At 67.8% G+C, this 20088-nt stretch carries 19 protein-coding genes and 3 tRNA genes; 15 read left to right on the top strand and 7 right to left on the bottom strand.

All coding sequences use genetic code 11. From position 1 onward, the window contains the following. Positions 1–130 precede the first annotated feature (130 nt). The 3 genes from clpX to ASF49_RS18360 all read left to right on the top strand — a co-directional run bounded on the left by clpX (position 131) and on the right by ASF49_RS18360 (position 4316). Positions 131–1402, top strand: a complete 1272-nt coding sequence (clpX, locus tag ASF49_RS18370; protein ID WP_056476311.1) for an ATP-dependent Clp protease ATP-binding subunit ClpX — start codon at positions 131–133, stop codon at positions 1400–1402. 258 nt (positions 1403–1660) lie between these two features. Beyond that, positions 1661–4087, top strand: coding sequence for an endopeptidase La (gene lon / locus ASF49_RS18365; RefSeq protein WP_056476308.1), 2427 nt, complete (start codon positions 1661–1663; stop codon positions 4085–4087). A 153-nt stretch (positions 4088–4240) separates the two neighbouring features. Continuing rightward, a tRNA-Val gene (locus tag ASF49_RS18360) sits at positions 4241–4316 on the top strand. Positions 4317–4519: 203 nt separating this feature from the next. Here the strand turns inward: ASF49_RS18360 and ASF49_RS18355 are convergent. After that, positions 4520–6061, bottom strand: a complete 1542-nt coding sequence (locus ASF49_RS18355) for a lipopolysaccharide biosynthesis protein (protein ID WP_082511398.1) — start codon at positions 6059–6061, stop codon at positions 4520–4522. A gap of 364 nt (positions 6062–6425) precedes the next feature. Here ASF49_RS18355 and ASF49_RS18350 point away from each other — a divergent pair, with 364 nt between their 5' ends. Then, positions 6426–6713, top strand: coding sequence for a hypothetical protein (locus ASF49_RS18350; protein WP_243214677.1), 288 nt, complete (start codon positions 6426–6428; stop codon positions 6711–6713). A gap of 42 nt (positions 6714–6755) precedes the next feature. Further along, positions 6756–7397 (top strand): cyclic nucleotide-binding domain-containing protein, encoded by a 642-nt coding sequence (locus ASF49_RS18345; protein ID WP_056476423.1) that lies wholly within the window; start codon positions 6756–6758, stop codon positions 7395–7397. A gap of 11 nt (positions 7398–7408) precedes the next feature. Here ASF49_RS18345 and ASF49_RS18340 read toward each other — a convergent pair whose 3' ends face one another. The 4 genes from ASF49_RS18340 to ASF49_RS18325 form a co-directional block, all read right to left on the bottom strand. Further along, positions 7409–7924: a CAP domain-containing protein gene (locus tag ASF49_RS18340; RefSeq protein WP_056476300.1), complete on the bottom strand. Its 516-nt coding sequence runs from the start codon at positions 7922–7924 to the stop codon at positions 7409–7411. A 130-nt stretch (positions 7925–8054) separates the two neighbouring features. Next, positions 8055–8270, bottom strand: coding sequence for a hypothetical protein (locus ASF49_RS18335; RefSeq protein WP_056476297.1), 216 nt, complete (start codon positions 8268–8270; stop codon positions 8055–8057). 95 nt (positions 8271–8365) lie between these two features. After that, positions 8366–8442: transfer RNA gene (locus ASF49_RS18330), tRNA-Asp, on the bottom strand. A 26-nt stretch (positions 8443–8468) separates the two neighbouring features. Then, positions 8469–8545 (bottom strand) — tRNA-Asp (locus tag ASF49_RS18325). A gap of 281 nt (positions 8546–8826) precedes the next feature. Between ASF49_RS18325 and rpmI the strand changes: the two genes are divergently transcribed. From rpmI to ASF49_RS18295, 6 genes are all read left to right on the top strand, one after another. After that, on the top strand, positions 8827–9030 hold the full coding sequence (rpmI, locus tag ASF49_RS18320; RefSeq protein ID WP_018044555.1) for a 50S ribosomal protein L35: 204 nt from the start codon (positions 8827–8829) through the stop codon (positions 9028–9030). Between the two features lie 48 nt (positions 9031–9078). Next, positions 9079–9450 carry a 50S ribosomal protein L20 gene (rplT, locus tag ASF49_RS18315; protein ID WP_056476294.1) on the top strand — a complete coding sequence of 124 codons (372 nt, stop codon included), beginning with the start codon at positions 9079–9081 and terminating at the stop codon, positions 9448–9450. 239 nt (positions 9451–9689) lie between these two features. Further along, positions 9690–10772, top strand: coding sequence for a phenylalanine--tRNA ligase subunit alpha (pheS, locus tag ASF49_RS18310; protein ID WP_056476291.1), 1083 nt, complete (start codon positions 9690–9692; stop codon positions 10770–10772). A gap of 106 nt (positions 10773–10878) precedes the next feature. Further along, on the top strand, positions 10879–13302 hold the full coding sequence (gene pheT / locus ASF49_RS18305) for a phenylalanine--tRNA ligase subunit beta (RefSeq protein ID WP_056476287.1): 2424 nt from the start codon (positions 10879–10881) through the stop codon (positions 13300–13302). 15 nt (positions 13303–13317) lie between these two features. Then, positions 13318–14157, top strand: a complete 840-nt coding sequence (locus tag ASF49_RS18300; protein WP_056476284.1) for a DUF1186 domain-containing protein — start codon at positions 13318–13320, stop codon at positions 14155–14157. Between the two features lie 353 nt (positions 14158–14510). After that, positions 14511–15278, top strand: coding sequence for a Bax inhibitor-1/YccA family protein (locus ASF49_RS18295; protein WP_056476281.1), 768 nt, complete (start codon positions 14511–14513; stop codon positions 15276–15278). Positions 15279–15366: 88 nt separating this feature from the next. Here the strand turns inward: ASF49_RS18295 and ASF49_RS18290 are convergent, their stop codons facing one another. Beyond that, positions 15367–15741: a DUF2794 domain-containing protein gene (locus tag ASF49_RS18290; RefSeq protein ID WP_056476279.1), complete on the bottom strand. Its 375-nt coding sequence runs from the start codon at positions 15739–15741 to the stop codon at positions 15367–15369. A 392-nt stretch (positions 15742–16133) separates the two neighbouring features. On the opposite strand from ASF49_RS18290, the gene bluB reads away from it, so the two are divergent. From bluB to ASF49_RS18275, 4 genes are all read left to right on the top strand, one after another. Continuing rightward, positions 16134–16766 (top strand): 5,6-dimethylbenzimidazole synthase, encoded by a 633-nt coding sequence (bluB, locus tag ASF49_RS18285; protein ID WP_243214674.1) that lies wholly within the window; start codon positions 16134–16136, stop codon positions 16764–16766. Positions 16767–16961: 195 nt separating this feature from the next. Continuing rightward, positions 16962–17471, top strand: a complete 510-nt coding sequence (locus ASF49_RS18280) for a L,D-transpeptidase (RefSeq protein WP_056476274.1) — start codon at positions 16962–16964, stop codon at positions 17469–17471. Positions 17472–17695: 224 nt separating this feature from the next. Further along, positions 17696–17959, top strand: coding sequence for a hypothetical protein (locus ASF49_RS23855; protein WP_156653073.1), 264 nt, complete (start codon positions 17696–17698; stop codon positions 17957–17959). 190 nt (positions 17960–18149) lie between these two features. After that, on the top strand, positions 18150–19037 hold the full coding sequence (locus ASF49_RS18275) for a 3'-5' exonuclease (protein ID WP_056476271.1): 888 nt from the start codon (positions 18150–18152) through the stop codon (positions 19035–19037). Between the two features lie 21 nt (positions 19038–19058). On the opposite strand, the gene ASF49_RS18270 is transcribed toward ASF49_RS18275, so the two are convergent. Beyond that, positions 19059–20063, bottom strand: a complete 1005-nt coding sequence (locus ASF49_RS18270; RefSeq protein ID WP_056476268.1) for an SDR family oxidoreductase — start codon at positions 20061–20063, stop codon at positions 19059–19061. Positions 20064–20088 lie beyond the last annotated feature (25 nt).

The raw sequence follows: 20088 nt of genomic DNA, 5'->3' as shown, positions 1-20088 counted from the left end.
TGCTTGCATCGCCAGTCTGATCGAAGCCGGCAGATGCGCGCAGGTGACTGTTTCTTTAGGCGGACGCCATTAAATTCGAAGGATGCGTGTGCGCCCCGGACCGGCGCCATGCCCGCGAACGGAGACCGATATGAGCAAGACTGGCGGCAACGACTCGAAGAGCACGCTGTACTGCTCGTTTTGCGGCAAGAGCCAGCACGAGGTCCGCAAGTTGATCGCGGGCCCGACGGTGTTCATCTGCGACGAGTGTGTCGAACTGTGCATGGACATCATCCGCGAGGAATCGAAGTCCTCCCTGGTGAAGTCGCGCGACGGGGTGCCGACCCCGAAGGAGATCCGCCGGGTCCTCGATGACTACGTCATCGGTCAGGACTTCGCGAAGAAGGTCCTCTCGGTCGCGGTCCACAACCACTACAAGCGCCTCGCTCACGCCTCGAAGCACAACGACGTCGAGCTGGCGAAGTCGAACATCATGCTGATCGGGCCGACGGGCTCGGGAAAGACGCTGCTGGCCCAGACCCTGGCCCGCATCCTCGACGTGCCGTTCACCATGGCCGACGCCACCACCCTCACCGAAGCCGGCTATGTCGGCGAGGACGTCGAGAACATCATCCTGAAGCTGCTCCAGGCCTCCGACTACAACGTCGAGCGGGCGCAGCGCGGCATCGTCTACATCGACGAGATCGACAAGATCTCGCGCAAGTCCGACAATCCGTCGATCACCCGCGACGTCTCGGGCGAGGGCGTGCAGCAGGCGCTGCTGAAGATCATGGAGGGCACCGTCGCCTCCGTGCCTCCGCAGGGCGGTCGCAAGCACCCGCAGCAGGAGTTCCTGCAGGTCGACACCACAAACATCCTCTTCATCTGCGGCGGCGCCTTCGCGGGCCTGGAGCGGATCATCTCGGCGCGCGGCAAGGGCACCTCGATCGGCTTCGGCGCGACCGTGCAGGCCCCGGACGACCGCCGCACCGGCGAGATCTTCCGCAACGTCGAGCCCGAGGACCTGCTGAAGTTCGGCCTCATCCCCGAGTTCGTCGGCCGCCTGCCCGTGCTGGCGACCCTCGAGGACCTCGACGAGACCGCCCTGAAGCGCATCCTGCAGGAGCCCAAGAACGCCCTGGTCAAGCAGTATCAGCGCCTGTTCGAGATGGAGAACGTCGACCTCACCTTCCAAGAGGAGGCGCTCTCCATGGTCGCCCGCAAGGCGATCGAGCGGAAGACCGGCGCCCGCGGCCTGCGCTCCATCCTGGAGACGATCCTGCTCGAGACGATGTACGACCTGCCCGGACTCGACTCCGTCGAGCAGGTCGTGATCGGCCCCGAAGTCGTCGAAGGCAAGGCTCGGCCGCTCTACATCCATGGCGACCGCAACAAGGAAGCTCCGGCCAGCGTCAGCGCCTGAGGCCCGGGTCGGGTCCTCTTCAGGTCTGGGTTGAGCCTCGGGGCGGATGCTTGAAAACATCCGCCCCGATTTCCATCTCAGCCTCAGCGCGATGGCCGCACGCTCACCATCTGAGGTGCGGTGTCCCGCCACCAGCCGCACAATCCAAGACCGTTTCCCAAGACACTTCCGACCCCCTCGCGGCCCGGTCGGCCCCTGGCAGGATGCTTGCTCCGGAGGAGGAGCGGCTGCCCGGCGTCCATCATGAGGAAGTCCGATATGACCCAATCGAAATCGCGCCAGCCCGTCGTTCCGGGCTCGACGGGCTCCTACGCCGTCCTTCCCCTGCGCGACATCGTCGTGTTCCCGCACATCATCGTGCCGCTCTTCGTCGGTCGCGAGAAGTCGATCCGCGCCCTCGAAGAGGCGGTCCGCACCGACCGGCACATCCTGCTGGCGACGCAGATCAACGCCAGCGAGGACGATCCCTCGACGGACGCGATCTACAAGATCGGCACCTTGGCCAGCGTGCTGCAGCTGCTGAAGCTGCCCGACGGCACCGTGAAGGTGCTGGTCGAGGGGGCCGGCCGCGCCAAGATTTCCCGCTTCACCAAGTCCGACACCTACTACGAGGCCGAGGCCGAGACCCTCACCGACGAGCTCGGTGACAGCGTCGAGGCGGAGGCCCTCGCGCGCTCGGTCATCGCCGAGTTCGAGAACTACGTGAAGCTCAACAAGAAGATCTCTCCCGAGGTCGTTTCCGCGGTGACCCAGATCGACGAGCCCTCGAAGCTCGCGGACACCGTCGGCTCGCACCTCGCGGTCAAGATCGCGGACAAGCAGGCGATCCTCGAGATCCCGACGGTGGCGCAGCGCCTCGAGCGCGTGCTGTCGCTGATGGAGAGCGAGATCTCCGTTCTCCAGGTGGAGAAGCGCATCCGGACCCGCGTCAAGCGGCAGATGGAGAAGACCCAGCGCGAGTACTACCTCAACGAGCAGATGAAGGCGATCCAGAAGGAACTGGGCGATTCCGAGGACGGCAAGGACGAGCTCGCCGAGCTCGAGGAGAAGATCGAGAAGACCAAGTTCACCAAGGAAGCCCGTGACAAGGCGGTGGCGGAGCTCAAGAAGCTGCGCCAGATGTCGCCGATGTCGGCCGAGGCGACCGTGGTGCGCAACTACCTCGACTGGATGCTCGGCATCCCGTGGGGCAAGCGCTCGAAGATCAAGAAGGATCTCCTCGGCGCCCAGGTCATGCTCGACGAAGACCATTTCGGCCTCGACAAGGTGAAGGAGCGGATCGTCGAGTATCTCGCCGTTCAGCAGCGCGCGAACAAGCTCACCGGACCGATCCTGTGCCTCGTCGGTCCTCCCGGCGTCGGCAAGACCTCGCTCGGCAAGTCCATCGCGAAGGCCACCGGCCGCGAATTCGTCCGCATGTCGCTCGGCGGCGTGCGCGACGAGGCCGAGATCCGCGGTCACCGCCGGACCTATATCGGTTCGATGCCCGGCAAGATCGTCCAGTCGATGCGCAAGGCGAAGACCTCGAACCCGCTCATCCTGCTCGACGAGATCGACAAGATGGGCATGGACTTCCGGGGCGACCCGTCGGCCGCCCTGCTGGAGGTGCTCGATCCGGAGCAGAACGCCACGTTCAACGACCACTACCTCGAGGTGGATTACGACCTGTCGAACGTGATGTTCGTCACCACCGCCAACACCCTGAACATCCCTGCGCCCCTGATGGACCGCATGGAGGTGATCCGCATCGCCGGCTACACCGAGGAAGAGAAGCTCGAGATCGCGCGCAAGCACCTGATCCCGGGCGCCGTGAAGAAGCACGGTCTCGACGCCAAGGAGTGGCAGGTCGACGATGCCGGCCTGCTGATGCTCATCCGCCGCTATACGCGGGAGGCGGGCGTCCGCAACCTAGAGCGTGAGATCTCCAACCTGATCCGCAAGGCGGTGAAGGAGATCCTCATCACCAAGGTGAAGGCCGTCAGCGTCACCGAGGAGAACCTGCCGGTCTTCCTCGGCCCGCCGAAGTTCCGCTACGGCGAGATCGATGAGGAGGATCAGGTCGGCGTGGTCACGGGTCTGGCCTGGACCGAGGTCGGCGGCGAGCTGCTGACGATCGAGGGCGTCATGATGCCCGGCAAGGGCAAGATGACGGTCACGGGCAACCTGCGCGACGTGATGAAGGAGTCGATCTCCGCCGCGGCGAGCTACGTCCGCTCGCGGGCCGTCGATTTCGGCATCGAGCCGCCGCTGTTCGATCGCCGGGACATCCACGTCCACGTTCCAGAGGGGGCGACCCCGAAGGATGGTCCGTCCGCCGGTATCGGCATGGCGACCGCGATCATCTCGACGCTGACGGGCATCCCGGTGCGCCGCGACGTTGCGATGACGGGCGAGGTCACTCTCCGGGGCCGCGTGCTCCCGATCGGCGGTCTGAAGGAGAAGCTGCTCGCGGCGCTCCGCGGCGGCATCAAGACGGTCCTCATCCCGGAGGAGAACGCGAAGGACATCGCCGAGGTGCCCGACAGCGTGAAGAACGGGATGGAGATCATCCCCGTGTCGCGGATGGACCAGGTGCTCCAGCATGCCCTGGTCCGCGTCCCCGAGGCGATCGAGTGGGAGGAGCCGGCCCCGAAGGTCCGGCCGGTCATCGCCGAGGACGAATCCGCGACGGTGATCGCCCACTAGCGCTGATGCAACCTTGATCTGAACGAGGCCCCGGCATACGAGCCGGGGCCTTTTTCATGCCCAGACCCGGTCGCTGCCGGAGGAGGGGGTTGCGTGCCGTCCCGCGCTTCCGTTACGAAGCGTCGCGCCCTGCGAGACCCAGGGCAGCAAATCGGGCGGTTAGCTCAGTTGGTAGAGCGTCTCCTTTACACGGAGAGGGTCGGCGGTTCGAGCCCGTCACCGCCCACCAACACCAGCAACGATTTAGCCGGTTTGGCTTTGCCGAGCTTCAGGCTGATCCCCGGAAACTCCCCGGAACCCCCGAATTTCGCCGCGATCCTAACCCGGAGCGGGTGCGAGTCCTGATCCGGGCAGAGCCGGTGGTCTCAGGGACCTAACCGGGCATCACGGCGTCTGCATCCGGCCCTGTCCCCGAGTCCGGCTCCCTCGAATCTAGGTCTTCTTGAACCGTCGAAGCGGCAGTTCCGACCGATAGACGGCGGCGTAGAGCAGGATGAAGAGGGCCGAGGATCCGATGGTCGTCGGGAAGTCGTGTCCGCCGAACACGTTGCCGATCTCACGCGCGACGAAGGCGAGCGCCAGGCCCACGAAGGGCGGCATGAGGTCGGCGGCCCGGCCCGGGATGAACCCATGAAGGCGGGCGGTGTAGACGAAGCGTACGACGTTCACGAGGCCGAACGCGACCACGACGGAACTCGCGGCGCCGATCTGCCCGTAGCGTGGGACCAGGATGAGCAGCGCGACGACGAGCACCAGCGCCCCGCTGCCGAGGATGGCATTCTCCTGGCGATGATGGCCCGTCATCGATAGCGCGTAGCCCATCGGAGCGAGGGTGGCGCTGAGGAGAAACGCCAGCGGCAGCATGAAGCAGACGACCGGGTCGAAGTGAAAGGCCTTTCCAAAGATCAGATCGAGCCGGTCACCGAAGACGGCGAGTCCGGCGAACATGAAGCTCGAGACGATCGAGGCATGGCGGATGTAGCGACTCAGTTCCCGCTTGAGGCTGTCCAGGTCGCCCTGATGATAGAAGTTGGCGATGCGCGGTCCGAGCGTCTGACTGCCGGCCACCGACCAGAAAACGATGAGCTGCGCGACGGTCGAGAGGGCTGCGTATTCGCCGATGCTCGCCGTGTCGGCATAGAAGCCGAGCACGAGGATGTCGGCGAGGCGCATCGTTCCATAGACGACGATGGACGCGCACATCCAGATCGCCTCGCGCGAGACGCGCCAGTACTCGGCTCGGACGACGACCCTGTCGGCGGTCCCGCCGGAGGTCGGGCGCCGTCCGTGCCGCCGTCGCTCGTCGATGAAGCAGAGGCATTGCGTCATGATGATCTGCGCCGTGTTGACGAAGGCGACGGCGAGGGTGCTTGGCCAAAAGAGGAGCACCGGACCGATCATCAGCACCCGCAGCACCGACTGACCGATATAGTAGAAGATCGCATACCGGGCGGGTTCGCCGCGCGCCTTGTAGAGGGCGCCAAGGATGCTGAGATCGCCGGCGAAGGGAAGGGTCAGGATGGTCACCAGCATGATGGTATCGAGGCCGGGGTGACCGAACGAGCTCACGAATGCCGAGCCTAGCGCGGCCGCGACGACCGCGAGCATCACGCCGATATTCAGTAGTGCAGCCGTCAGTCTGAGCTGCCGGACGACGGCCTGGGCCACTGGATCGGCGGAATCGGTGCGTCCACAGAATTTCAGCAGAGCGATGTCGAGACCGAGGGGTGCGATCATCGCCGGAACCATGGCGATACTTCGCGCGAGATTGATTAGACCATAACCCTCGGCACCGATCGTCCGAGCGATGATGAGCGATGTTCCAAAGGTCAAGACAAGCTGGACAACCTGGCCCACCATAACGATGGAAAATTCATTCCGAACCATTCGTTTTGCGAGGGAAATCACCCGTTCGTCTCCAAAGGCGGCAAGCGGCTGCCCCAGTCGCCCGACATACACGAGCGCTCGTGACATGTCTGAGATGGATCGGATTCCGAGACTCGGTGGAGGCCGCCGAGTCCCGTCGTCGATGGGATGGGGGACGATCGAGAGCGCGCGGCGAGGAAGGACCGGCCATGCTTAGCAACTCTCGGACCTGCCGGGCCTCCGGCGTCAGAGATTCGAATCTCCGCCGAAGGTGACCGGGAGCTGACAGCCCGGCGACAGGGGAGGTTGGTGGCGGGATGCCGGGACCTGTGTGCCCGCGGAGCTTTCCACGGCCCGGCCCGAATGCTACACATGTCCTCGCTGAATCGTCCTAAATAGCTGATAGAAATGGCGTCTTTTGGTTGTCGATGCGTGCGGCAATCGGGATTCGTCCCCGGAGTCGAGGTGACGCGTGGCGGATGACGACGAGATCCACCCGAAGGCGGCCCGGGGTTTCCCGCCGCCCTGGATCGTGGTCGAGCGGGACGGCGGCTTCTGTATCGAGGACGGGGAAGGGCTCGCGGTGGCTTGGACCTACTTCGCGGACGATGCCGCGGCGCGCACGGTGACGGGGTCGATGACGCGGGAGGAGGCGCATCGCATCGCCAAGGCGATCGCAATGGTCCCGGAAATGCGCACGATCATCCGTTCCCTGCAGGACGGCCTCGCCGAGGCGGATGCCGACGATGCGCGGGGCTGAGACCCGGCGTTGGGCGGGAGCGGTGCGATGACCTGGCCCGGCATCGATTGGATCGAGGCCATTGGGTATCTCGGCACGGCGCTCACCATCACGGCCTCGGCGATGACCACCATGATCCCACTGCGGATCATAGCCCTCGTCGCCAGCGTGGCCGTCATCACCTACGGGATGCTGATCGGCAGCTGGCCCGTCGTTCTCACGGAGGCGATCCAGATTCCCTTCAACGCCTTCCGCCTCTGGCAGATGGTTCGCCTCGTGCGCCAGGTCGAGGCGGCGGCCGACGGCGATCTCTCCCTCGACTGGCTCCGGCCCTTCGGCACCGCGACCCGGTTCAGCACCGGCCAGACGGTGTTCCGAAAAGGGGACGACGCCGGCGAGATGTTCTACGTGGAGAGCGGTGCCTTCCGCATTCCGGAATACGGGATCGAGGTGCGGGCCGGCGGCGTTGTCGGCGAACTCGGCCTGCTCTCGCCGGGCAATACCCGGACCGCCTCGCTCACCTGCAGCGAGGCCGGGCAGGCCCTGCGGATCTCCTATTCGGAGGTCAAGCAGCTCTACTATCAGAACCCGGAATTCGGATTCTATTTCCTCAAGCTCACCAGCGAGCGGCTGTTCCAGGTGACGCAGGACCCAGCCTCGCCCCGGGAAGCGGCGGCGATCGCGGCCGGCACCGGGGCGCTGTGAGGCTGGCCGACTCAGCCGCCGGCCATCACCAGCGCCCAGTAGCGCTTGTAGCGGGTGCCCGGCGCGTCGACGCGGGCGATGCCGATCCGTCGCAACTGCGGGATCAGCATGTTCTTGTTGTGCTCGGTCGAGGCCTTCCAGCGGGCCAGCACTTCGTCGAAGGTCGCCGAGCCGGCGCTCAGGTTCTCGGCGGCGTAGGTCCGGCCGTATCCGGCCTGGGCCATGCGGGAATCGAAGGTGCCGCCGATCTCGTGGCTCAGGCGCCCCGCCTTGGCGTTCGAGGCCGCCTGGTAGGAAGCGGCACGGATCAGGCTCGAATCGATCACCACCGGGCCGAGGCCGTGCTGCGCCCGGTGGCGCGAGATCGCCGCGGCGGCCGCCTGTTCGTCCAGGATGACGAGGCTGGTCGGCTGGTCGGAGCCGAGGAGGGTCGGCGTGCCGCATCCGGCCAGAGCCAGCAGGACGGAGACGGCGAGGGCGCCGGCGCCGAGGGACGGGCGCGGCGGGGCGTTGCGGGAGGGGCGCATCGGTGCGGGTGTGTCTCGGGGGTGGGCCTGTGAGCCCTCCGCCTCCGTGGCCGATGCGGCGAAAACGCGGCGCCCGGCCCGGGCGGCCACACCGGGACCCGGCCTGTGTCCCTCCGGCCACGGGTCTCCGTCAGATCCGGGTGCCGCGATCCCGGGGCGGAGCGCCGCAGCGCCAGGCCGCGATCCGAAACTCGGGATGGGTGCCGATCCACTGCGCCAGTTGCGGCTGGGCCACGTGCAGGCAGGCCGGGGCGTCCTCGACGTCGAGGGCGAGCTTGCGCGATTCGCAGGTATCCGGCGCGCGGGCGAGGCAGGCGGTGAAGTAGAGAAGGAACACACCCGACATCGCTCGCTCTCCGCCAAGGTTCCCGGAGGAGGGTAGGGCGGTGCGCGTGAAAGACGAGGTGCGTGAAAGACGGGATGGTCGCGTGAGGGACGCGATGGCGCGGGCGACGGGACTCGAACCCGCGACCTCCGGCGTGACAGGCCGGCACTCTAACCGACTGAGCTACGCCCGCATCCAATATTCGGGGAAGAGGTGACGTGGCGCGGGCGACGGGACTCGAACCCGCGACCTCCGGCGTGACAGGCCGGCACTCTAACCGACTGAGCTACGCCCGCTTGACGTCCCGCCCCGTTTCCGGCGGTGTCGGCGGTGTAGGTTCAGTGCCGTGGGCTGTCAAGCAATCCCGGAACGCATTCGGCCGGGAATTTCCGGACCCGACCGCCGCGCCCGAAGCCGGCATTGAAACCGCATCGCTTTTCTGTCATAGCCCCCTCGCGTTGAACCGCCCGGCCGATCGGGCTGCCGTGGCGGTTCGTGCTGCTCCATCAGAAGCATCAACCGAGCGCATCTCTTCGATCCATCCGGATCGGAGCCGCTGCGCGTTCAGGAGAGCCAAATGCCCAAGCTGAAAACCAAGTCGGGCGCGAAGAAGCGCTTCAAGATCACCGGCACCGGCAAGGTCATGTATGCCCAGGCCGGCAAGCGCCACGGGATGATCAAGCGGACGACGAAGCAGATCCGCAACCTGCGCGGCACCACCACCCTGTTCGAGGGCGATGCTGCCAACGTGAAGAAGTATTTCCTGCCCAACAGCCGGTAGGCCTTCACGACGCCGACACTGCTTTTTTCGTAATCCAGGAGAACTCCCATGGCCCGCGTCAAGCGCGGCGTGACCAGTCACGCGAAGCACAAGAAAGTCCTCAAGGCCGCCCGTGGTTATTACGGCCGCCGCAAGAATACGATCCGGATCGCCAAGCAGGCGGTCGAGAAGGGCATGCAGTATGCCTACCGCGATCGGAAGAACAAGAAGCGCACGTTCCGCGCCCTCTGGATCCAGCGCCTCAACGCCGCTGTCCGTGAGCATGGCCTGACCTATTCGCGCTTCATCAACGGCCTGTCGAAGTCCGGCATCGAGGTGGACCGCAAGGCCCTCTCCGAGCTCGCCATCCACGAGCCCGCCTCGTTCGCCGCCGTGGTCGAGATGGCCAAGGCCGCCCTCCCGGCTGCCAAGGCCGCCTGAGGCGAGCCCGGCTCGCACGAGCCGAGCGCTGTTCTTCACGAAAGGCGCGGCGCCCCCGGGGAGCCGCGCCTTTCGTCTTTCTGCCCGACATCGGGGGTTTTCGGCTTCCGACCGCTTGCGTTGCGGTCGGGGACCGGGAAAACCCTCGCCCCGGGCCGTTGCCCCGATTCCGTTGCCCCGATGCCGAGGAGCCCGCCCGGCCCCGCGAGGGTCGGCGCCGCAGCCGGTGAGTTGAACCGATGACCGATCTCGATACCCTCGAAGGCGACCTGCTCCGTCAGGTCGCGGACGCCGCCGACGAGTCCGCCCTCGACGCCGTGCGCGTCGCGGCCCTGGGCAAGAAGGGATCGGTCTCCGAGCTTCTGAAGACCCTCGGGGCGATGACGCCCGACGAGCGTAAGGCGCGCGGACCCCTGATCAACGGCCTGCGCGACCGGGTGCAGGGTGCGCTGGCGACGCGGCGGGACGCCCTGGCGGAGGCGGCCCTCGCCGCCCGCCTCGCGGCCGAGCGCATCGACGTGACCCTGCCGGTGCGCGAGGCGCCGGAGGTGCGCGGCCGCGTCCACCCGATCAGCCAGGTCATGGACGAGATCACGGCGATCTTCGCCGATATGGGCTTCTCGGTGGCCGAAGGCCCTGACATCGAGACCGACGACTACAACTTCACCGCCCTCAACTTCCCGCCCGGCCACCCGGCGCGCGAGATGCACGACACCTTCTTCCTGGCCCCCGACCACAACGGCCAGCGCAAGGTGCTGCGCACCCACACCTCGCCGGTGCAGATCCGGACGATGCGCGCCCAGCAGCCGCCGATCCGGGTGATCTGCCCGGGCCGGACCTACCGGCACGATTCCGACCAGACCCACACGCCGATGTTCCACCAGGTCGAGGGCCTGGTGATCGACAAGGCCGCCAACATCGCGAACCTGAAATGGGTGCTGGAGGAGTTCTGCCGCACCTTCTTCGAGGTCGAGGCGGTGAAGATGCGCTTCCGGCCCTCGTTCTTCCCCTTCACCGAACCCTCGGCGGAGGTGGACATCCAGTGCTCGCGCAAGGGCGGCGAGATCCGCTTCGGCGAGGGGACGGACTGGCTCGAGATCCTCGGCTGCGGCATGGTCCATCCCAACGTGCTGCGCAATTGCGGCCTCGATCCCGACAGCGTCCAGGGCTTCGCGTTCGGCGTCGGCATCGACCGGATCGCGATGCTGAAGTACGGCATGCCGGACCTGCGCCCCTTCTTCGAGGCGGACGTGCGCTGGCTGGACCATTACGGCTTCCGGCCCCTCGACATCCCGAGCCTGGTGGCGGGCCTCACGGCCTGATCCCGGGCCTTCGCGCGCCGGCTCCGGCCGGACGAGACCTTTTCTTTCCTGTTCGGCGCCGGCATCCCACCCTCACGGGAGCCTCGGACGCCAGGGGATTCAAGCGATGAAACTCACCCTCTCCTGGCTGAAGGACCACCTCGACACCGAGGCGTCCCTCGACACCGTGGCCGAGACCCTGACGCGGATCGGGCTCGAGGTCGAAGGCATCGAGGACAAGGCCGCGAGCCTCAAGCCCTTCGTAGTCGCCCACGTGCTCACCGCCGAGCAGCACCCGAACGCCGACCGCCTGCGCGTCTGCACGGTGGATGCCGGCAACGGACAGCCCGTGCAGGTGGTGTGCGGCGCGCCCAACGCCCGCGCCGGGATGAAGACGGTGTTCGCGCCCCCCGGCACCTACGTGCCCGGTCTCGACAAGACCCTGGCGGTCGGCACCATCCGGGGCGTCGAGAGCCTCGGCATGCTGTGCTCGGGCGCCGAGCTCGGCCTCGGCGAGGAGTCCAGCGGCATCCTCGACCTACCCGAGGATGCGCCCACCGGCCAGCCCTACGCCCTCTACGCCAAGCTCGACGACCCGGTGGTGGAGATCAACCTCACGCCGAATCGGCCGGACTGCACCGCGATCCACGGCATCGCCCGCGACCTCGCCGCGACCGGTCTCGGCGACCTGAAGCGCGAGCCGCAGCCGCCGGTGCGGGGGGAGGGCGCCTGCCCGGTGCCCGTCAGCCTCGACTTCGCGGCGCATGATGCCGGCCTCTGCCCCTACTTCACCCTGCGCCTCGTGCGCGGCGTCAGGAACGGGCCCTCGCCGGACTGGATGCAGGCGCGCCTGCGCGCGCTCGGCCTGCGCCCGATCAACGCGCTGGTGGACATCACCAACTACCTGACCTTCGACCGCGGCCGGCCGCTCCACGTCTTCGACGCCGGCAAGGTGGCGGGCGGCCTCGTGGTCCGCCGCGCCCGCGACGGCGAGGCCCTGAAGGCCCTCGACGGCAAGACCTACACCCTGACGGGCGACACCGTGGTCATCGCCGACGACAACGGCGTCGAGTCCATCGGCGGCATCATCGGCGGCGAGGCCTCCGGCTGCGACGCCGCGACCACCGACGTGCTGATCGAGTCGGCGCTGTGGGACCCGGTGAACATCGCCCAGTCCGGCCGTCGCCTCGGCGTCATCACCGATGCGCGCTACCGCTTCGAGCGCGGGGTCGACCCGGCCTTCACCCTGCCGGGCCTCGACCTCGCCACCCGCCTGGTGCTGGAGATCTGCGGCGGCACCCCGAGCCAGCCCGTGATCGTCGGCGAACCGCCCCAGACCGAGCGGGTCATCGACTTCCCCTGGACCGAGACCCGGCGTCTCGCCGGCATCGAGCTCTCCCGCGCCGAGATGAAGGTGACGCTGGAGGCCCTCGGCTTCCACGTGGCCGGTTCGGGCGACCGCGTGAAGGTGCTCACCCCCTCCTGGCGCCCGGACGTCGAGGGCAAGGCCGACCTCGTCGAGGAGATCGTGCGCATCGCCGGCCTCGACCGCATCGAGCCCAAGCCCCTGCCGCGCGCGGAGGCGGCGGTGGGCAAGCCGGTGCTGACCGTGATGCAGAAGCGCACCCGCCTCGCCAAGCGGGCACTGGCCAGCCGCGGCCTCGTCGAGGCGGTGACCTGGTCGTTCATTCCGCACGAGGACGCCGTGCTGTTCGGGGGCGGCGGCGCCGACCTGGCGCTGGCCAACCCGATCGCCGCCGATCTCTCCGACATGCGCCCGAGCCTGGTGCCCGGCCTGCTGCGCGCCGCCCAGCGCAACGCCGACCGCGGCAGCCCGGACGTCGCCCTGTTCGAGGTCGGCCAGTGCTTCGCCACCGACCAGCCCGAGGGCCAGACCATCCGGGCGGCCGCGATCCGGCGCGGCACCGCAACCCATGCGGGCGCGGGCCGCCATTGGGACGGGCGCACCGACGGCGTCGACGCCTTCGACGCCAAGGCCGATGCCCTCGCGCTCCTGGCGGCGCTCGGTGTTCCGAGCGGAGGCCTGCAGGTCGTCGCGGGCGGGCCGGACTGGCTGCATCCGGGCCGTTCCGGCACCCTTCAGTTCGGCCCCAAGAATCAGGTCGGCTTCTTCGGCGAGGTGCATCCCCGCGTGATGAAGGCCCTCGACCTCAAGGGCCAGCTCGTCGCCTTCGAGATCACCCTCGACGCGGTGCCGCTGCCGAAGTTCCGGCCCACCAAGGTCAAGCCGGCCCTGGCCCTCTCGGACTTCCAGCCGATCTCCCGCGATTTCGCCTTCGTGGTCGGCCGCGACGTCGCGGCCGGGGAGGTGGTGAAGGCGGCCCAGGCCGCCGAGCGCAAGCTCGTCACCGGCATCGACGTGTTCGATGTCTACGAGGGCGTCGGTGTTCCCGAGGGCGCGAAGTCGGTGGCGATCGCGGTTCGGCTCCAGCCGGTGGACCGCACCCTCACCGATCCGGAGATCGAGGCGATCAGCGCCCGGATCGTCGCCGAGGTCGCGCGCAAGACCGGGGCGACCCTCCGCTCCTGACAGGATAGGCCAGCTATGCTCGATCCGGATCTCGTCGCGGCGCTCTCGGCCGCCAAGTACCTGCCGGTGCCCGAGATGCGCGCGGCGCTCGCGGAGCCGCACCGCATCGCCGATGCGGTGCTCGACGTCCTGGATCGGGTCGCCCGGGACCCGGACCTCAGGGAGGCGGACGCCGACCTCCTGTTCTGGGGCCTGCACGTCCTCGCCGCAGCCCAGGACACCCGGGCTTATCGGCCGCTGATCCGGCTCCTCTATCGAGACGGCGAGACCCTCGACGCGATCCTCGGCGATGCGCTGACGACGACGCTGACGAAGGTTCTGATCGGCGTCTTCGACGGCGATGCCGAGCCTCTCTTCACCCTGCTGGTGGACAGCACGGTCGACGGCGTCGTGCGGAACGAAGCCTTTGGCGTCCTGGCCTTCCTGACCCAGATCGAGCGCATTCCGCGCCGCCAGGCGCACGACCTTCTGGTCCGCTTCGACGACAAGCGGGCCGCCGTCGAGGGCGATCTCGCTTGGGCCGGCTGGGAAGAAGCGATCGCGCTCCTCGGCCTCGCCGAGCTGGCGCCTCGCGTTTCTGCGGCGCGCCAGGATGGGCGGCTCACCGCGGAGATCAGCGACCCGTCATGGTTCCCTGGAGCGCTGCGCGAGGCGATCGAGATCGACGACCCCGCCCGGTTCGACCGCGAGCGCTTCGGTATCCTCGACGACCCCGTTGCGGAGCTCGCCTGGACGGCGGAGGGGTTCGGTCAGCCGGTCCGCAATCCGCTCAAGCATGTCGGCCGCAACGATCCGTGTCCCTGCGGCAGCGGCAAGAAGTTCAAGAAGTGCTGCCTCGATAAGGCCGTGGCCTGACAGAACCCAAGGGGAGCGCGCCCGTGCCGCGGGCGAATCCTGATCGCGGCCGGCTCGCCCTTCGATCCCCGTCTGCCGGCGTCACCGGGAGTCAAGACTTGCAGCGACAGGGTGGTTAATCCCGTCCGTCACGAAATTCTCGCATGGTGAGGCCCCGTTTTAATCCCGCCTGACCCGAACAAAATACCAGCAAAGGCGGGTGCGATTCACGCGATTCAGCCTTGGCCGGCCTCTTGTGCGGGGCAGCGTGACCGAACATATTTCGTCGTGAGGCGTCGCTTGGCGCCAAGAGGTCCTGTGCGTGAGCCTCATTCCGAAATCACACGCTGAGAGAGCTTCCAAGGGAAACTCCCATGGCATTCGATAACAGCCCCTTCCGGTACGGCGCCCAGCCGACCGGGTATGCCGGTAGCCAGGTCGAGATCGACCAGGGCCTGCGTACCTTCATGCTCGGCGTCTACAACAACATGGTCATCGGCCTCGGGATCTCCGGTCTCGTGGCGCTCGGCCTCAACATGGCCGCCGTCGCCCAGACGGCGACCGGTCGCGTCGCCCTGACGCCGTTCGGCCAGCTGCTCTACACCAGCCCGCTCAAGTGGGTGATCATGCTGGCGCCGCTCGCCTTCATCTTCATCTTCTCGATACGGATGGATCGGATGTCCGCCGCTTCGGCGCGCCTGACCTTCTTCGCCTTCGCGGCGGTGATGGGCGCCTCGATGTCCTCGCTGCTGCTCGTCTTCACGGGCGCGAGCGTGGTGCGGGTGTTCTTCATCACGGCGGCGACCTTCGGTGGTCTCAGCCTCTACGGCTACACGACCAAGCGTAGCCTGTCGGGCATGGGCTCGTTCCTGATCATGGGCTTGATCGGCCTGATCATCGCTTCGCTGGTGAACATCTTCCTCGCCTCTTCGGCGCTGCAGTTCGCGATCTCGGTGATCGGCGTCCTGATCTTTGCGGGCCTCACCGCCTACGACACGCAGAAGCTCAAGGAGATGTTCCTCTATAGCGGGGCCGATGCCGAGGGCGCGGCCAAGCTGTCGGTGAACGGCGCTCTGACGCTGTACCTGGACTTCATCAACATGTTCCAGATGCTGCTTTCGCTCCTCGGCGACCGCCGCTGAGCGAACTCGCCACCCGGACGAATCAGAAGGCCCCGGCGGTGACAACCGCCGGGGCCTTTTTGCTGGGTCGAGGGCTCGCCCGGCCCGGTCACACCGCGCGAAGGGGTGGCTCCAGCACGGCGAGCACCCGGGCGAGGTCGGTGCCGCGTTTCAACACCAGGCCGGAGGCCGCTACGACCGCGTAGGCACCCTGGCGCCGGGCGAGCTTCGGGTCCTTCTCCACTCGGTAGAGCGGCATCTCCGAGCTGCGCCGGTAGATCGAGAACACCGCCTTGTCGCGCCGGAAATCGAGGGCGTAGTCGCGCCATTCGCCCTGCGACACCATCCGTCCGTAAAGATTGAAGAGGACGCGCAACTCCGCACGGTCGAAGGCGATCTGGGGCGGAACCGGCGCGTTCGGGAAGGGAATGACCCGCGCGGCCGCGTCGGGCAATCGCGGATCGGCACCGGCTCTCTCGCTCATCGTCACTCCTGTTCCGGACTGATCCTTCATCATGGTGCCGCGCTTCCACCGCCGCAAGGGTGGTGATTCGCTGCGCGCTCCCGAAACACATCACCATGATTTCGCCGCCATAAGGCCCAGCGTCGGCCTTGATGCGGCGCGACACCTGTTGCCGAAACTTCGTCGATCCTGCCCCCGTGCGGCGTCCGATCTCACCGGCTCCCCAGCTCTTCGGCCGGCGCCCGGTTCGGCGGGACCGACATCCCAGAGGTTTCGAGACCCAAGGACTTCAGGCCGCCTCCCCGGAGCGCGGCCCTTTTTTTGGCCCTGTCCGACTTCGCGGATTCCAAAAGATCGGCCTCGCGGAGAAACTCCGTCTATGAAGGAGGCGCATTCACCGCCGGGGACGGGTCGTGGTCAGCTTCGATGCCGAGTTTCGCCAGACGCTCACGACGCTGTTCGCCTGGCGCCGCGACGTACGCCGTTTCCGGGCTGACCCAGTCGACGAGGCGCTGCTGCGCCGCTGCCTCGATCTGGCGAGCTTCAGCCCCTCCGTCGGCAACAGCCAACCTTGGCGCTTCGTCCGTGTCGCCGACCCGCAACGCCGCGCCGCGGTCGTCGCCAGCTTCGAGCGCTGCAATGCCGCGGCCGCCGAGGCTTACGCGGCCGAGCAACGCGAAGCTTATGTCCGCCTGAAGCTCGCCGGCCTGCGCGAGGCCCCGGTCCACCTCGCCGTCTTCTGCGACGAGGCCACCGCCACCGGGCACGGCCTCGGGCGCGCGACCATGCCGGAAATGCTGCGCTACTCCGTCGTCACCGCGGTCCAGACCTTCTGGCTCGCCGCGCGGGCGCACGGCCTCGGGGTCGGCTGGGTCTCCATCCTCGAACCCGAAACGGTCTGCGAGACCTTGGAGGTGCCCTGCGCCTGGAGCCTCGTCGCCTATCTCTGCGTCGGCTTTCCGGTGGAGGAGCACGAGGATCCGGAACTCGTCCGGCACGGTTGGCAGCAGCGCCTCGACACCGGGACGGCGCTGATCGAGCGCTGATCTTGCCGGGACGGATAGAGTCAACGGACTCATAAGACGAGGCGCGGCGTTTGTCCGGATCCCGGGCGCCATGCTTTACCGCGCCGGAAGGTTTCCGGGTACGGCCACCCACCGATCACTTCCCTTTACCGGAACGAGAACCTGCGCACGCGATTGGTGATCGGGCAAACGGTCACGCTTTCGGAGAGTCAGGTCATGTTCGGGTACGGGAAGTGGGTTGCGGCGGGTGTTGCCCTTGGCGTGAGCCTCCTGGGCGCTCCGGCTCAGGCGCGGGAAGTCGTCGCCTTCCCCGACGGCGTCACGCCCGGTTCGATCATCGTCCGCACCACGGAGCGGCGGCTCTATCTCGTCAACGGGGACGGAACCGCGATCCGTTACCCCGTCGCCGTCGGAAAGCCGGGCAAGCAGTGGAGCGGCGCCACACAGATCGATGGCAAGTACGTGGAGCCGGCCTGGTCGCCCCCGCGCGAGGTCAAGCGCGACAACCCGCGCCTGCCCGCCGTGATCGCCGGCGGCTCGCCGTCGAACCCCATGGGCGTGGCGGCGATGACCCTGGCCGGCGGCGAGTACGCCATCCACGGCACCAACCGGCCGAACTCGATCGGCACCTACGCGTCCTATGGCTGCATCCGCATGTACAACCAGGACATCACCGATCTCTACGCGCGCGTCTCGGTGGGCACCCAGGTCTACGTGACCCGCTGACGGATCCGACGCCATCGGGTCGACGGGCGGAGGCGGGCCTGGTCCGCACGGTCTCGGCCGTGTTGCCGAAATGGGCGCAGCGAGCCGCGCGCTTCCGCGCATCGACGTACGACACGCGCCCGACATGGCCGTTGCGGACCCTTGTGGCCCGTGATTTCCGGTGCGCAGCATCCCGTTCGGAACGAGGATTCGACCCGCAGCGTCGACCTTCTACGTTGAGGGGCATGATGGTGGATCATGACGACCGGCGACGGGCCCTCGATCTGGATGAAGCGGACGCGGCGCGCCCGGAGCCACCTCCCGAAACGACCGGCGGGCAACCGGAGACGACCGGCAGACATCCCGACGCATCTCCCCCCGTTTCCCTGATGATCACCAATCGTCAGAGGGCGGATCTGCGCGCCCTCGGGTTCACGGAAGATGCGATCAGGGTGCTGACGCCCGCCGAAGCGCACCGGCATCTCGGGCTCGACCGCGCGAAGGGCTGAACGATCGCGCGAACACCCTGGCCGTTCGACACGGTGGGGCCGATCATCTGCGTGAGCGCGCATTCTTCTGGGGATGCCGGATTTCCCTGCCTATCCGAGCGCGTGCCTCCGCGTTTAGGTTCCCGGTCACGCAGCGCGGGCTCCGACCCGCGCGATCGGAGACCGGCCGGACCTGGACGAAGTGGTACCGATGCACGCCCTGGACGCGATCGCAGCCGCCCTCGAGACGACCGGGGCGTACCGGGTACTCCGTCAGATCGAGCCGCTCGCGGATGCCGGGGCGCGGCCCGACGAGCCGACCTTCATCGGCCTCATCGTCGACACCGAGACCACCGGTTTGGATCACACCCGTGACACGGTGATCGAACTCGGCATGATCAAGTTCGAGTACGGCGCGAGCGGGCGCGTCTACCGCGTGCTCGCCACCCTCAACCAACTCCACGACCCGGGCCGGCCCATCCCGGCCGAGATCACGCGCCTGACCGGCATCAGCGATTCCGACGTGGCGGGGCAGCGCATCGACGACGCCGCCGTGGCGGCCATGGCGGCCGACGCCGCCGTCGTGATCGCGCACAATGCCAGCTTCGACCGGCTGATGTGCGAGGCCCGCTGGCCGGTCTTCGCGGACAAGAACTGGGCCTGCTCATGCCATCAGGTGCCCTGGCGCGCGGAAGGGCACGAGGGGTCGAAGCTCGGCTACCTGCTCATCGACCACGGCTACTTCCACAAGGGCCACCGCGCCATCGACGATTGCCACGCGCTCCTGGCACTCCTCGCGGTGCCTCTCAGGAACTCCGGGCGCCTCGCTCTGTCCTGCCTCCTCGAGACCGCGCGCAGACCCACCGTGCGGGTCTGGGCCGCCGGTTCGCCCATCGCCACCAAGGACGTCCTGAAGGGGCGCAGCTACCGCTGGAGCGGACGGCGGCGCTGCTGGTACATCGACATCGAGGAAGACCGACTCGACCTCGAACGCGCCTTCCTGTGCCGTGAGATCTACCAGCGCGAGATCCACGACCTCGTGGCCGACAGGATCACCGCCCGCGACCGCTTCTCCATCCGCACCAACCCTGACGCCTGACCCGGCGCACAGCGTCTCACGTCAGAGGGGGCGCTTGGCTCGCCGTCCGAGGACCAGGGCGCCCGCGGTCGCCAGGCCGGCGGCGATCGCCAGGGTCGTCAGCGGATGGAGCGTGGCGCGGGTATAGGCGCTCGTGCGCATGACGTAGATCGGCGGATCGCCGCGCTCCGCGCCGGCCTGCACAGGGGCGTGCAGCGCGCCGGTGGGATTCCGGGGCGACTCGCTGCGCTTCTGAAGGGCGATGATGGCGGGCGCGAGCTCGTCGTAGGCGCCGGGCACGAATTCCTTGCCCATCACGAACATCTTGCCGCCGCCGCCCACGAAGATGTCCCGCTGTGGATGCACGGCGGCGTGCAGGATGGCGTTGGCGACCTCGGACGGCGGGTAGATCGGCGGGGGCAGCGTCGGCTCGCGGTCCATGTAGTTGCGCGCCCGGTTCGGCAGCGGCGTGTCGATGGAGGCCGGCTTGACCAGGGTGACGGAGACCGGCGCCCCCTCGGCGATCAGCTCCATGCGCAGGGTGTCGGTAAATCCCTTCACGGCGTGCTTGGAGGTGGCGTAGAGGCCCTGGAAAGGGAAGGCGAGGTCGGAGGCGACGCTGCCGACGTTGATCAGCGCGCCTCCGTGCCGGCGCAGGTGCTCGACCGCGACCAGGGAGCCGTTCACCGTGCCCCAGAGGTTGGTCTGGATCAGGCGCTCGTGGTCGGCGTAGTCGATCTCGCTCAGCGGGCCGTAGACGGTCAGCCCCGCGACGTTGACCCAGGTGTCGAAGCCGCCGAAGCTCGCCCGCGCCTCGTCGGCGATCGCCTGGACGTCCGCGCGTCGGCCGACATCCGCCGTGACGTGGACGGCACGTCCGCCCTCGGCTTCGATCTCGCCGGCCACGCGGGCGAGCACCTCGGTGCTGCGCGCAGCCAGCACGACCCGGGCGCCTCGCCGGGCCGCCATCCGCGCCGTCGCGAGCCCGATTCCACTGGAGGCGCCGGTGATGACGATGACCTGATCCCGCAGGGACTTATGTCTCATGCGCACGTCTCCTGATCGAACCGGG

Origin of the sequence: Methylobacterium sp. Leaf104 (assembly GCF_001422885.1) — a bacterium.
Classification (GTDB): domain Bacteria; phylum Pseudomonadota; class Alphaproteobacteria; order Rhizobiales; family Beijerinckiaceae; genus Methylobacterium.
The sequence above is the reverse complement of the archived record's forward strand: the minus strand, read 5'-3'. Positions and strand labels throughout refer to the sequence as shown.